Origin of the sequence: Aliiroseovarius sp. M344 (assembly GCF_025140835.1) — a bacterium.
In the GTDB taxonomy this organism is placed as follows: domain Bacteria; phylum Pseudomonadota; class Alphaproteobacteria; order Rhodobacterales; family Rhodobacteraceae; genus Aliiroseovarius.
Genome location: NZ_CP081153.1, coordinates 241075 through 255108, shown reverse-complemented (window position 1 = coordinate 255108; position 14034 = coordinate 241075). Strand labels below are relative to the sequence as shown.

The window sequence follows — 14034 nt, the reverse complement described above, 5'->3', positions numbered from 1 at the left end:
ACGCCAAAAACTACTTGCTTTAGGAATTGTTAGTAAGAAAGCTCTACCTAGACAACAGACAGATTAACCATTGTTCACGTTCTCTGCATAATAGAGTTGGGTGTGGACAATTGCCCACACGTCAATCAACGCCGAGTTTCGGCTTAGAACACCGATTTTCTGTGACTTTGAACCGCGTTTGCAACCATCTTCGACGCATCCCATATCCGATGTGAAAAGCCCCTTTCGTTGTCATGCCAGCCAAACACACGCAAAAGCCCTCCACCGGGTGTGACATCTTCTCTAAGCGAAATTGAACGCTGCTGATCTCTGGACCGCCGCAAGTGTCTCTCATCGCCACTTTGATCTGTAAAATTGTGGATCAACGAAACACTTTGGACAGAGCTTCTTGGTAACGTTGAGACAAGAGAGAGAATCGTATCAAAGCGGCCATTAAATCAACCAAGACCACAATCCTCAAACAACCGGCCCATATTCTTTCGCGTGCTATCGACGCCCGCCAGCTTCAGCATATGCCAAGCTAATGTCTGATTGCTGGACAGCATGGGTACGCCGGTGCGCAATTCAATCTCGGGGATGATCGAAAGGCAGCGCAGGTTGGTGCACGAGATGACGATGGCATCGCAGGGGGCTTGCGCTGCCACGCGGTCAGCGGCTTTGATGATCGAGGCTTCAGAGATCCGCGCAACCACCGGATCGCGGCCTTCTTCGAAGGATCCGAAGCCGACAATCTGGAACCCGGCCTCCTCCAGCCTGTCGCGCATCTGCTCGGATACGGACGCGACATAGGGCGTGATGAACCCAAGCCGCTTTGCGCCAAGGTGGTGACCGGCGGCGATGATGGCGGCCAGCGGGTCGGTCACTTTCGCCGAAGGACAGACGGATTGGATCGCCTTAGCCACTTTTTCCGACCCGATCACGGTCGAGGCCGAGGTGCAGCCATATCCGATCACGTCGAAATCAAGCGACGGTGGTAAAAGACGGGCAGAGGCAGGCATATCATCCAGCATCCGCGCCAATGTCTCGGGCCGGACTTCGGGTACCATCGGGATACGCGAGTGATAAAGCGCGACGCCGTCCAGATCGGTCATCCGGCGAAACTCGCTTTCCAGCGTTTCGTCGGTTTCCAAAACGATCACACCCAGATTGGCGCGGGTGCCGATGCCGTCATCTGTGTCGAAGTCCAGTTTCATTTCGTTCGTCCTTTGGTCCACATTTGCGGTTCAGATGTGATCCGCCCCACTCATGATCGCCTCGAATATCGCGGGGTCGGTGACGCCTTCTGACCCAATCAGCAACACACGCGACGATTTGTCGAGCCCAAGGGCACGGGCCATGTGGACGTCACGCATGGCGGCAATCAGCGTGGCCAAGCCAGCCACCGCGCTTTCGCCCGCGTCCACTTTTGCGTCGCCGCTTTCCCCATTGGCGAGCAGGCGCACGGTGGGGGCGACGATGCTGTCAGGCATGGTCACGAAGTCGCTGGCTTCTTCGCGCAAGATCTCCCACGCCATTTCCGACGGCTCGCCACAGGACAGGCCCGCCATGATGGTTTCTTCGTCGATTTGCACCGCGGTCGGCACACCTTTGCGGGCGCTTTCAAACAGGCAGGCGGCCAGGTCAGGTTCAACGATCACAACACGCGGGGCCTTGTCGCCCCAATACTGACGCAGAAATGCAGCGACCGAGGCTGCCAAGCCGCCAACGCCGCCTTGCAAGAAGACATGAGTGGGTGCTTGGTCCAGAGCCTCGCAGGCTTCGCGGGTCATCACACCATATCCGGCCATCACATCGCGGGGCGGTTCGGAATAACCCTCCCATGAGGTGTCGGACACCACGAACCAGCCGTTATCGGCGGCTTCAGATTTGGCAAGGTTCACCGAGTCGTCGTAATCGCCGTCGATCCGCACAACGTCCGCGCCCAGATCGCGCATCGCCTGCGCGCGGCCTTCGCTGACCTCGGCATGGATATAGATTTTGCACGGCGCGCCGACGCGCTGGCAGCCCCAGGCCAGTGACCGGCCATGATTGCCATCGGTAGCTGAGCTGAGGGTGATGTGGTGGCAGGCCTCCGCATAAACACCCTTGCGGATATCTTCGAGCGTCACCGCGTGGCCCAGCTGGTTGGCCAACTCGCGTTGCAACACACGCATCGCGGCATAGGCACCTCCAAGCGCTTTGAAACTGCCCAGACCGAACCGCGGTCCTTCGTGTTTATAGTCGATGCGCGCGACGCCGATTTGCGCGGCCAGACCGGACAGGGACACCAGCGGGGTCGGTTCATACCCCTCCCATTGGGTGATCTCGGCCCAACTGTCAGCGAAGTCCAGTTTCGACAACACCCGCTGGGCGGCATCGCCGCTGGCCGGGGTTACAGCAATGTGGTTCAGGTGGGCGGTGGCAAAAGCGTCTGTCATGGTCTGTCCTTTCGAGCGGGCCCTATCGAACGGGCAAGCGGTCGCGCACAAGCTCGACCCAGAAATTTGCGCCGATGGGCAGCAAATCATCGTTGAAATCATAGTCAGAGGCATGGAGCGGCTGGCCATGTGGCCCGTCCTGTCCATTTCCCATCAACAGAAAACAGCCGGGAACGGTGTTTGAAAGATGGGCGAAATCTTCAGAAAAGCTCATCGGTGGGCGTTCGCGGATCAGATCCAGCCCGGCGGCGTCGGCGGCGCGATAGACGGCTTGGGTCGGATGGGGGGCGTTGATCACCTCTACAAACTCGGTGTTGAAGGTGACGGATACCTCGACGCCGTGTGCCTGCGCGATGCCGCCCACAATCTGGCGCATGTAACGATCCACGGTTTTGCGGTCTTGGGGTTGGCGGGTGCGCACGTCACCTTTCAGCACCGCTTGACCGGGCAAAACGTTACGCTGACCGTCGGTGATGAATTCGGTGACGGACACCACGGCACCTGCATCAGGGGCAAGTTTGCGCGACACGATGGTTTGCAGGGCGGTGACCATCTCGGCCCCGACGGTGATGGCATCAACCCCAACCTGCGGCATCGAGGCATGGCCGCCCTGACCTGTGATCGTGATTTCAAACAGGCTTTCGCTGGCGCAAATCTGACCGGTGCGTGAGGATACCTGCCCAAGTGGCGCACCGGGCAGGTTGTGAATGGCATAAACCTCGTCCATCGGGTGGGCGTCCAGCATGCCTTCTTCGATCATCGCCTTGGCACCCAGCCCGTGTTCCTCGTTCGGTTGGAAGATGAACACCACATTGCCGTCAAATCCACCTTCGGTGGCCAACCGTAGGGCCGCGCCCAGCAGCATGGTCATGTGCCCGTCATGGCCGCAGGCGTGCATCGCGCCGAACGTCTTCGAAGGGTAATCATGTGTCGAAGTTTCAACGATCGGCAGTGCATCCATATCGGCGCGCAGGCCGATGGCGCGGTTGCCCTGGCCCATGCGCAAAACGCCGACGACGCCTGCGCCCTGATGCACCTCGATACCGATTTCGTGCAAACGCTTTGCCACCTCGGCCTTGGTGCGGGTCTCCGCAAAGCCAAGTTCGGGATTTTGGTGAAACTCCCGGCGCAACGCGGTCAGTCGGGCGGCAAAATCGCTCATGGGGTCCTCGTGGTCCTTATTGCGCAAGAATATCCAGAAATTGATCCGTTTGTGGTATCAATTTTGCAGTTGGCGATGAAATTCATCGCAATTCCTAACAGCGACGATTGGATTCGGAAGATGGACACCAAAGACCTTGAGATTCTGCACCTTGTGCAATCCAACATGCGCCTGACCGCCGAGGCGATCGGTCAGGATGTTGGACTGTCCCCGCCCGCCGTGCAAAAACGGCTGCAGAAGTTGCGCGCAAGCGGCGTAATCGAGAAAGAGATCGCGGTACTGTCGCCCGGCAAGCTGGGTCGCGAGATGACGATCATCGTCGAGGTCATTTTAGAACGCGAGAATCGTGCCCATCTGGACGCGTTCAAACGCAAGATGCGCAAGGCGCCCTGTGTGCAGCAGTGTTACTACACCACCGGGGAAGGTGACTTTTTCCTGATCCTCACCGTGAAGGACATTCAGGAATACGAGGCGTTCACGCAGGAGTATTTCTTTGACGAAAGCAATATCAGCCGGTTCAAAACGGCCGTTGTGATGGACCGGGTGAAAGTGTCGTTAGATGTGCTGTAGCTGGTTGGCCCGAAACGGAACCTGAAGCTGTGTTGCAGGTTTCAGTATTTTTTCCTGTTCGGCGCGTCACACCGCGCCAGTCCAATGTCGACCCCTCTGCCAAAGGCTGGTTCCTGCGGTGTTTGCCGTAGTTCGTGTACGGTGCTGTATTCTGCAGAATGAACTCAAATCAGACTATTCGCTGCTGCTTGGGCGAAGGTCCGATTTTCATGCAGGGTCCGAAATGCATGACGTATAGGTTAGAACTGAATGACGTGATTTCTTGTCTCCTGAAGTTTTGACTGCCAAAAGAGCCAAATGTTCGTGACGCTCCCTCCTTTTGTAAGACGTCAGGTAGCATAGATCTTCACTTCGCGTTTCCGAACCAAAGTGACGGGTGGATCGGGGCGGCTGATTATCACGCCTATGAAGCGCTTACCGCCGAAGTCGCTGTGCATCGCGCTGGCTGCAAATAGCAACGGTTCAAAAGAACCAGCGTCGACCTACACAGTTAATTCGCCAGGACGCCGACTCTCCTCAGTCAGGCAGTCAGGCAGTCAGGCGGTTACGACTACTTCGATTTCGTGTTTTTCCAGCATCTGGGCAATCTCTTGCGTTGGGGTCTTGTCGGTAAAGAGCAGGTCAATCTGTGACATCTTTTCCATGACTACGGGCGCGCGTTTGCCTAGCTTCTCGCTATCTGCGATCACCACGCAAACTTGGGCATTGTCCATCGCCAGCTGCGCAAGGTTGGCCTCTTGCAGATCATGCAGCATCAGGCCGAATTCTGCATTGATGGCACCAACTGACAAGATCGCAAAGCGAACGTTCAGACGCCGGACAAGGTCATGCGCTTCCACGCCAAAAGCGCCGCCATCATGCGGTCGCAGCTCGCCGCCAGCCATGAAGACCCGGTTATTATTGCGGGTCGCAAGCGTGCTGGCCACGAAGGCAGAGTTTGTTACGACAAATAAGTTGCTGTGGTTTTTCAACGCCAACGCAACATAGGCGGTAGTTGAACCAATATCGAGAAACAGCGAGTCGCCATCGTTGATGGTCTCAGCAACGGCGCGGGCAAGGTCTTCTTTGGATTCGGCTTTGTTCTCCAGCCGGCTTTCAAAGGTGGGTTCTTTAAGGTCTTCGATCAGATGAACGCCGCCATGCACCTTGCGCACGATATTCCTGTCTTCCAGGTTCCTGATGTTTCTGCGGATGGTTTCATTGGTCACACCAAGTTCTCTTGCCAGAACACTAATGCGACAAGATCCGCCAATTCGACTGAGTTCCCGCAGAATCTCTTCTTCCCGCTGATTGGTCGTAATGTGGTTCATAAAAGCCTACTCGAACTGACAGATTTGGTGTCTCACCTATCCAGCATATCCACATAATGCAACGAAATGAAGCGTCAGCTAGGTGTAAGTCTGAAACATGGCACCATTCTTTGGCTTAATGTGTTTTTTATTGACTATTTTCGATTTATTCCGCAAATTTTTAGTCACAAACACGAAATTACCAAAAAAAACCAAATGTGGGGGGAATTCACATGTCTAAACACCTGAAAACCAGCGCGATGGTCCTTGCGCTTGCCGCCTCGTCAACGATGGCCTACGCCGTCGAATCGACTGATCCGATCAAGCTGACTCTGCATGATTGGTCCGGCCAGTTGATCAACACAAAGATCATGGGCAGCATCTTGCAGGAAGCTGGCTATAACGTCGAATACGTGCAGGCGGACTATATCGCCCAGTTTGCGGGGCTGAAATCCGGCGACCTGCATCTGGCCATGGAAATCTGGGAAACCACCGGGCGCGAAGCTCTGGATGACGCGACCGGCTCTGGCAATGTTGTGAATGTGGGCGAAACCGGCCTGCAGGCGATCGAGGAATGGTGGTACCCGATGTACATGAAAGAGCGCTGCCCTGGCCTTCCCAATTGGGAAGCCCTACGCGATTGTGCCGAGGAGTTTTCCACCGCTGAAACAGCACCGAATGGCCGCTATGTTGGCGGGCCTGTAACGTGGGGCGGATTTGATGACGAGCGCGTCGAAGCTTTGGATATGGGGTTCGAAGTGGTTCATGCCGGGACAGATGCCGCGCTATTCGCTGAGTTGGAATCGGCCTATCAGCGGCAGGACCCAATCGTCCTGTGGGTCTATGTCCCGCATTGGGCGACCGCAAAATATGAAGGCGAATTTGTCGAGTTCCCAGCATACTCGCCGGAATGCTACTCTGACCCCTCCGTCGGCGTAAATCCCGATATGGCTTACGACTGTGGCAAGCCACGCGGTCCGATCTGGAAAGCCGCTTGGGCTGGCATGCAGGAGAAATGGCCAGGCGCTTACGACATCGTTGCAGACTACAAACTGAGCAACGAAGAGATGAGCGCGATGGTTGGAACAGCCGATCTGGATGGGGTCGAAATTGACACCGTCGTGGCAGATTGGATGACTGCGAACAAGGATCGTTGGTCTGCTTGGATTGCCGAGTAACTTAATCTGGTTGGCGCGGGCGCTTTAACACCAGCCCGCGCCGGTACGCCGCTTCTGTCAGCTTTGGACCACAACGATGCCCCCTAAGATCAAACTCGCCTGCCGTAATGTCTGGAAGCTTTACGGCGCCGGTGCTGACGCGCTTCTGCAGCGAAATCCAGCACCGACCCAAGAGGATCTGAAACGTGCCGGCCTGATCGGCGCGGTCCGCGATGCAAGCATCGAGATCGCCGAGGGGGAAATTTTCATCATCATGGGTCTTTCAGGATCAGGAAAATCGACGCTGGTGCGTTGCCTGTCACGCCTGATTGAACCCACAGCCGGGCAAGTGCTGTTCGATGATGTTGATCTGCTGGCAGCAAACGAGGCTGAGTTGATCCAGCTTCGCCGTCACAAGATGGGAATGGTGTTTCAACATTTTGCGCTGTTGCCACATCTGAGTGTTCTGCAAAATGTGATGTTCCCCTTAACTGTGCAAGGCGTATCCAAAGGCGAAGCCGAGGTCCGAGCGCGGGAGGTCGTCGATCTGGTTGGTCTAAAAGGCCGCGAGGATTATTTCCCGCGTGAGCTGTCGGGCGGACAACAACAACGGGTCGGCATCGCCCGTTCGCTCGTGACAGAGCCCGAGATTTGGTTTCTTGATGAACCTTTCTCGGCGCTTGATCCGCTGATCCGCCGAGAAATGCAGGACGAATTTCTGCGCCTGCAATCTCGCTTGCATAAGACCATCGTCTTCATCACCCATGACTTCGAAGAGGCTGTGCGATTGGCTGATCGAATTGCCATCATGAAAGACGGCAAGATCATTCAGATCGCCACCCCGCAAGAGCTGGTTCTGAACCCAGCCACCGAATATGTCGCGGAATTTACGCGCCACATTCCCCGGTCGAAGGTTCTGACCATAGGAGGCATCATGTCAGATGCGCTTGACGGCACGGGCGAGCCAATCCGCAAGTCCTGTCTGGTGGCCGAACAGGCAGAACGTATCATAACCTCTGACACACCGTTTCCAGTTGCTGATGAAGCCGGCAAGGTCGTCGGAAGCGTCGACCGTGCAGCCATCGCGCGCGTGCTGTTCGGGGACGGGGGTGCGTTGTGATGCCGACGGCGACACGCGAACGAATTGTCATAATCGCCTTGGTGGTGATCACCATCCTGCTTGGCCAAGTCGGGCCCGATCTGTCCAAGGCGTTGGATGCGCGTTGGCTAACCAAATTCCCATCAGGATGGAGCTTCCCGTTTAAAGACTACATTTCTGCCGCAATGACATGGCTGGTCGAAGATGCGGCAATCGGTGCGATCTCGTTCACAGATTTCACCCGCGCCATCGCTTGGGCCATCGAACAGCCTTATCAACTGGTGCTGTCGCTGCTGTCCGCCGGGTTTGTCACCGGTCAGGGCAACACCGCCCAAACCTATCTGCCAGCCGTCAGCTGGATTGTTGTCACCACCGCAGTGATCGCGCTTGGGCATTATTGCCGCGATTGGTTGCTGGCAGCGCTCGTAGGGGCGTGCTTTCTTTACCTCGCGGTCTTCGGCCAATGGGACAGCGCAATGGTAACGCTGGCCTCGGTTCTGATCGCAGTGCCGATTGGCGCAGGGGGTGGGTTGCTGTTGGGGATCACTGCATATCGCCATTCATTGTTTGAACGGCTGCTGAACCCGGTACTGGATCTGATGCAGACGATCCCGATTTTTGCCTATCTGGTGCCGATCCTGTTCATGTTCGGATTTGGCCCCGTCTCGGCACTGGTCGCCACGATCATATACGCGACGCCGCCAATGGTTCGGGTCACGACACTGGCCCTGAAAGCGGTGGATCCGGAGATCCTCGACTTTGGCCGCATGACTGGCACCACCAAGCGCCAGTTGATGTGGCGCGTTCTTGTGCCCTCCGCCAGTCAAAGCCTGATGGTTGGCGTCAACCAAGTGATCATGCTGACGCTGAACATGGTGATCATCGCCTCAATGATCGGCGCGGGCGGTCTTGGGTTTGACGTGTTGGCAGCCCTGCGCAGGCTTGATATCGGCGCCGGTTTCGAAGCGGGGATTGCAATCGTTGTGCTGGCCATCGCCGTGGATCGGCTGAGCCAAGCCTTTGCCGAGCGGGTCGGCCAAGTACACAAACCTATCAGGGGGCCATGGTATGCACGGCACAAACGAGTGGTTTTGGTGCTGGTCTTGCTAATCCTCACCTGGGGTCTGGGCCGGTTTTCGCCGCTGTTGCTGGATTATCCAGCAGAACAAACCATCACAACCGGTGCTTTTTGGGACGATCTGGTGAAGTACCTGAACGTCAACTATTTCGACAGCTTCGAGGCGGTGAAAGTGTTCTTCCTGCATTGGTTCTTGCTGCCGATCAAGAGGACGTTGCTAGGTATTCCTTGGATCTGGGTCATTGCGATGCTGACCTTGCTTGGTTGGTATGCAGGCGGTTGGCGGCTCGCGGTGATGTGCGCTGTGATGTCAGGCCTGATTGCCATGACGGGCCTTTGGGCCAAGGCGATGGTGACGGTCTATCTGTGTGGTGCCTCGGTGATCCTTGCAACGGTGATTGGTGTGCCCATGGGTGTTCTGGCCGCCTTGAACCATCGTGCCGGGGTGGTGATCAACCTGCTGATCGACACGCTTCAGACGCTGCCAAGTTTTGTTTACCTGATCCCGGTGGTAATGCTGTTCCGGGTCGGTGATTTCACGGCTATGATCGCGATTGTCCTTTACGCGTTGGCGCCGGCGGTGCGCTACGCCGCTCACGGCATCCGATCGGTCGGTCAAGATCTGATCGAGGCGGGTCAGGTTTCGGGATGTACCCGCTTCCAAATGCTACGACTTATTCGCCTTCCGATGGCCTTGCCCGAGATCCTTTTGGGCATCAACCAGACCATCATGCTGGCGCTGTCCATGTTGGTAATTACAGCGTTGGTGGGCACCCGCGACCTTGGACAGGAGGTTTATATCGCCCTGACCAAAGCCGATACCGGGCGGGGTCTGGTGGCCGGTCTGGCCATCGCTTTTATCGCCATCATTGCAGACCGGCTGATCAAGGCCAGTGCCCGGCAAGCGCGTATACGCTTTGGGTTGGAGGGCTGACGCATGAACCAAAATGACCTTCTGACCCGAATTCGCGCCCTTCCACTCTGGCAAGGAGAGATTGCCGCCACGCCCCTGACGGGCGGGATTACCAATGTGAATTACCGTGTCACGGACGATGCTGGCAGCTATGTCGTGCGCGTAGGTGATGACATTCCGTTGCATCAGGTGATGCGGTTTAATGAACTGTCGGCCTCGCGTGCGGCCCATGCTGCCGGGCTGTCGCCAGCGGTAGTCTATGCCGATAACGGCCTGACTGTTCTGGACTATATCGAAAGCCGCACGCTGAGCGAAGCGGATGTGCGCCACCCTGACATGTTGCCGCGCGCGCTGGATCTGATCACCCGCTGCCACCGCGAGGTTCCTGCTCATCTGCGCGGACCGGCATTGGTCTTTTGGGTATTCCACGTGATCCGCGACTATGGCGCCACGTTGATCGAACGCGAAAGTCCGCACTCAGGCCTAATCCCCGAACTGGTAAAAACCGGCAACGAATTGGAACAGTCAGCCGGACCGTTCGATATGGTGTTTGGCCACAATGACCTGTTGTGCGGCAACTTTCTGGATGACGGCGTGCGGTTGTGGCTGATCGACTTTGACTATGCCGGGTTCAATAGCCCGCTGTTCGATCTTGGCGGTTTGGCGTCCAACAACGGCCTGATACCAGAACAAGAAGACTGGATGTTAGAGACATACTTCGAAGCCCCGATAACGGACGATCTGCGATCCCGTTACACGGCGATGAAATGCGCCTCGCTTCTGCGCGAAACGATGTGGAGCATGGTGTCCGAACTCACCTCGGACATCGACTTCGATTATGGCGCCTACACATCCGAAAACCTCGCGCGGTTCCGCGCGGCCTTAACTGATTTAAAAAACACCTGAGGACCGACACTATGGAACTTCCAACCACCGCCAAAGCGGTCATCATCGGCGGCGGCATTATCGGCTGCTCGACGGCTTACCATTTGGCCAAGCTGGGCTGGACGGATACTGTTCTTTTGGAACGCAAGAAGCTGACCTCGGGCACAACTTTTCACGCGGCGGGTCTGGTCGGTCAGCTGCGATCGAACGCCAATATCACGCAGCTTCTGGGCTATTCGGTAGATCTTTATAACAAGATCGAAGAAGAAACCGGGCTGGGCACCGGCTGGAAGATGAATGGCGGCCTGCGGTTGGCGTGTAACGAAGAACGCTGGACCGAAGTGAAACGTCAGGCCACGACCGCACATTCTTTTGGGCTGGAAATGGAATTGCTGACCCCTCAGGAAGCGCTGGAATTGTGGCCACTGATGGACGTTTCGGATGTGATCGGGGCTGCCTTCATGCCAACTGACGGCCAGGCCAACCCGTCCGACATCACGCAAGCTCTGGCCAAGGGTGCACGGATGGCTGGCGCGAAGATTTTTGAAGACACCAAAGTCACCGACATTGAGATTGAGAACGGCAAAATCCGCGCCGTGATCACCGACCATGGCCGCATCGAATGCGAAAAGGTCATCTGCTGCGCCGGACAATGGACGCGCGACTTCGCCTCTCGCTTTGGCGTCAACGTGCCGCTTGTGCCGATGGAGCACCAGTATATGGTCACCGAGCCTTTTGACGGCGTACCCCCCAACCTGCCTACATTGCGTGACCCCGATCGGCTTACCTATTACAAGGAAGAGGTCGGTGGGCTGGTGATGGGCGGCTATGAGCCCAACCCGATCCCTTGGGCGGTCGGAGGTATTCCCAAAGGGTTCCACTACAGCCTGCTGGACAGCAATTTCGATCATTTTGAGCAGTTGATGGAACTGTCGCTGGGCCGCGTCCCGGCACTGGAAAATGCAGGCATCAAAACCCTGACCAACGGCCCTGAAAGTTTCACGCCCGATGGCAATTTCATCATCGGGGAAGCGCCAGAGATGCGGAATTTCTTTGTTGGCGCTGGCTTCAATGCCTTTGGTATTGCGGCAGGTGGCGGGGCTGGTATGGCGCTGGCAGAATGGGTGCGCAAAGGCGAGCCGCCCTTCGATCTGTGGTCCGCCGATATCCGCCGCTTCGGGCGGCCGCATTTCGATACCGACTGGATACGCACCCGTACGGTCGAGGCTTATGGCAAACACTATACGATGGCGTGGCCCTATGAGGAGCATGATTCAGGCCGCCCTTGCCGTAAGTCACCGCTCTATGAAGTCCTCAAGGAACAAGGGGCGTGTTTCGGCGAAAAACTTGGGTGGGAACGGCCAAATTGGTACGCTGATGCGCGCCGGGGCGAGACCCCGAAGGATGAATACAGCTTTGGCCGTCAGAACTGGTTCGACGCCGTTGGACGCGAACATGTGGCGGCGCGCGAGGCCGCGGTGCTGTTCGATCAGACTTCCTTCGCCAAGTTCTCGCTCAAGGGTCCGGATGCGGTGGCTGCTCTCGACTGGATATGCGCCAATGACGTCAACAAACCCGTCGGTTCATTGACCTATACGCAAATGCTGAACGATCACGGCGGTATCGAATGTGACCTGACCGTCGGGCGTGTGGCCCATGATGAATTCTACATCGTCACCGGCACGGGCTTTGCCACGCATGACTTTGACTGGATCAAGCGCAATATTCCCGAAGGCATGAATTGTCAGCTGTTCGACATCACCTCGTCCAACGCGGTGCTGTCACTTATGGGGCCCAAAGCGCGTGAGATCCTTGAGCAAGTCACGCGCGACGACGTGTCCAATGACGGGTTCAGGTTCGGCACAATCCGCACCATCGGCATTGCAGGCTGTCCGGTTCAGGCTCTGCGTGTGACCTATGTGGGCGAATTGGGGTGGGAACTACATCTGCCCGTGGAATACGCCACCTCGGTCTACAGCGCGCTGATGAAGGCGGGCGCCGATCATGGCTTGGTGAATGCCGGATACCGCGCCATTGAATCGCTGCGACTGGAAAAAGGTTATCGTGCGTGGGGATCGGATATCGGGCCGGATCATACTCCTTTCGAAAGCGGGCTGGGCTGGGCTGTCAAGCTGCGCAAAAACACCGACTTCAAAGGCCGCGCCGCGATGGAGGCGCAGAAATCAGCGGGTGTCAAAAAACTGATGGCCTGTTTCACAGTCGATCCAGACATTGTGCTGCAGGGTCGCGAGACGATTTACCGCAATGGCGAACGCGTTGGTTGGCTAACGTCTGGTGGCTTTGGTTATACCGTCGGTAAATCCATCGGATATGGCTATGTGCGGAACCCGGATGGTGTTGACGCCGATTATGTACAGGGCGGTGCGTATGAGCTTGAGGTCGCAACTGAACGGGTTCCGGCGCAGATACATATGGAACCTCTCTACGATCCGAAAATGCAGCGGGTGAAAAGCTGACGTCGCAGTCCTGGCGGTAGAGCGTTCAGGGCTAAGAAGTAGGTAGGTTTTATCCAGCCTTCACGGCAGCCACGTGACGATCGAAATCCGGGTCACGCATCAACGCTTTGCATCGATCAAATCGGGTTGTCGCATAAGCCCAGAAATCTTCTGCCGGGTTATCATCCGCATGCTGGATCAGACCCCACAACGTCCAAAGCAAATCACACATTGCCTTATAGATCACCACCCGCCCCATCTCGGACCCTGTGGGTGCGCGCCCGAAGTACCCTTGCAGCAGCTCGGCCTCTTGTTGGGCGTTCATCTCGGCTTCGACCGACAGATCACCGACATCCCACAACGGGTCGTTCATGCCGGAATATTCCCAATCGACGATCCACATGATGTTTCCGTCGTCCAGAAAGTTCTCGCAAAGTGGATCGCAATGGCATGGGGCCAAGGGCAACGGATTGGCCGCAAGAGCCTGTTTCACTGGGTCTGCCGCATCGACGATATCGTGATACCCTTCGGGCAAGGTCACATCCCGGGTCGACAGGACCTTGAGGTAGTCGTCGATCATTGCAAACAACTCGAACCGAAATTCGAACCGCTCGCCGGAATTGTGCAGTTTGGCAAGGGCTTGGCCCGCCCGCAGCGCGGCGCCGTCGCGGCTGGCAAAAAAGCCGGGCGTCATCGTGGTGATATCGTCAATGGCGCGTGTCACCATATCGCCGGTTGCGCTGTCGGCCCATAGGACTTCAGCGGAAACACCCGCCCGCCAGGCGGCTTTTGCATTGGTGATTTCCACGGCCCGGTCGATATATTCCTCGGTCCCTTCACCGGGGATGCGTACGATGACGCGCTCGTGCCCGGTATCCACAAGATGAACCAGATTTGTCAGCCCACCCAAGCGGGTAATGGTACAATCACCGACACCAAGGTTTTTAAAACCGGGTGCATTGCGCAATACGGATACTACCTTGTTGGCATGTTCAGTCATTGTCCTAC

Annotated in this window: 11 protein-coding genes; 6 read left to right on the top strand and 5 right to left on the bottom strand. The window is 56.7% G+C overall.

What is annotated here, in order from left to right; all coding sequences use genetic code 11:
* Nucleotides 1-437 precede the first annotated feature (437 nt).
* Genes K3556_RS01215 through K3556_RS01205 form a run of 3 tightly spaced genes read right to left on the bottom strand, consistent with a single transcriptional unit; the run spans nucleotide 438 to nucleotide 3579 of the window.
* Nucleotides 438-1193 carry an aspartate/glutamate racemase family protein gene (locus tag K3556_RS01215; RefSeq protein ID WP_260517921.1) on the bottom strand — a complete coding sequence of 252 codons (756 nt, stop codon included), beginning with the start codon at nucleotides 1191-1193 and terminating at the stop codon, nucleotides 438-440.
* 30 nt (nucleotides 1194-1223) lie between these two features.
* Complete coding sequence (locus K3556_RS01210; RefSeq protein WP_260517920.1) at nucleotides 1224-2417, bottom strand: diaminopropionate ammonia-lyase; 1194 nt, start codon at nucleotides 2415-2417, stop codon at nucleotides 1224-1226.
* Between the two features lie 22 nt (nucleotides 2418-2439).
* Nucleotides 2440-3579 carry an amidohydrolase gene (locus tag K3556_RS01205; RefSeq protein ID WP_260517919.1) on the bottom strand — a complete coding sequence of 380 codons (1140 nt, stop codon included), beginning with the start codon at nucleotides 3577-3579 and terminating at the stop codon, nucleotides 2440-2442.
* Nucleotides 3580-3699: 120 nt separating this feature from the next.
* Between K3556_RS01205 and K3556_RS01200 the strand changes: the two genes are divergently transcribed.
* Nucleotides 3700-4149: an Lrp/AsnC family transcriptional regulator gene (locus tag K3556_RS01200; RefSeq protein ID WP_260519282.1), complete on the top strand. Its 450-nt coding sequence runs from the start codon at nucleotides 3700-3702 to the stop codon at nucleotides 4147-4149.
* 536 nt (nucleotides 4150-4685) lie between these two features.
* On the opposite strand, the gene K3556_RS01195 is transcribed toward K3556_RS01200, so the two are convergent.
* On the bottom strand, nucleotides 4686-5459 hold the full coding sequence (locus K3556_RS01195) for a DeoR/GlpR family DNA-binding transcription regulator (protein ID WP_260517918.1): 774 nt from the start codon (nucleotides 5457-5459) through the stop codon (nucleotides 4686-4688).
* A 212-nt stretch (nucleotides 5460-5671) separates the two neighbouring features.
* On the opposite strand from K3556_RS01195, the gene K3556_RS01190 reads away from it, so the two are divergent.
* The 5 genes from K3556_RS01190 to K3556_RS01170 all read left to right on the top strand — a co-directional run bounded on the left by K3556_RS01190 (nucleotide 5672) and on the right by K3556_RS01170 (nucleotide 13047).
* Nucleotides 5672-6616, top strand: a complete 945-nt coding sequence (locus K3556_RS01190) for an ABC transporter substrate-binding protein (protein ID WP_260517917.1) — start codon at nucleotides 5672-5674, stop codon at nucleotides 6614-6616.
* Nucleotides 6617-6692: 76 nt separating this feature from the next.
* The gene (locus K3556_RS01185) at nucleotides 6693-7715 is read left to right on the top strand and encodes a glycine betaine/L-proline ABC transporter ATP-binding protein (protein WP_260517916.1); all 1023 of its coding nucleotides are present in this window, start codon (nucleotides 6693-6695) and stop codon (nucleotides 7713-7715) included.
* Entirely contained in the window at nucleotides 7715-9706 is a 1992-nt protein-coding gene (locus tag K3556_RS01180) for an ABC transporter permease (RefSeq protein ID WP_260517915.1), read from the top strand. Before K3556_RS01185 ends, K3556_RS01180 begins: the two co-directional genes overlap by 1 nt.
* A 3-nt stretch (nucleotides 9707-9709) precedes the next feature.
* A complete protein-coding gene (locus K3556_RS01175; RefSeq protein ID WP_260517914.1) occupies nucleotides 9710-10591 on the top strand; it encodes a choline kinase family protein in 882 nt (293 codons plus the stop codon).
* Between the two features lie 11 nt (nucleotides 10592-10602).
* Entirely contained in the window at nucleotides 10603-13047 is a 2445-nt protein-coding gene (locus K3556_RS01170) for an FAD-dependent oxidoreductase (protein ID WP_260517913.1), read from the top strand.
* A 49-nt stretch (nucleotides 13048-13096) separates the two neighbouring features.
* Here the strand turns inward: K3556_RS01170 and K3556_RS01165 are convergent, their stop codons facing one another.
* Nucleotides 13097-14026 (bottom strand): choline/ethanolamine kinase family protein, encoded by a 930-nt coding sequence (locus K3556_RS01165; RefSeq protein ID WP_260517912.1) that lies wholly within the window; start codon nucleotides 14024-14026, stop codon nucleotides 13097-13099.
* Nucleotides 14027-14034: the final 8 nt, after the last annotated feature.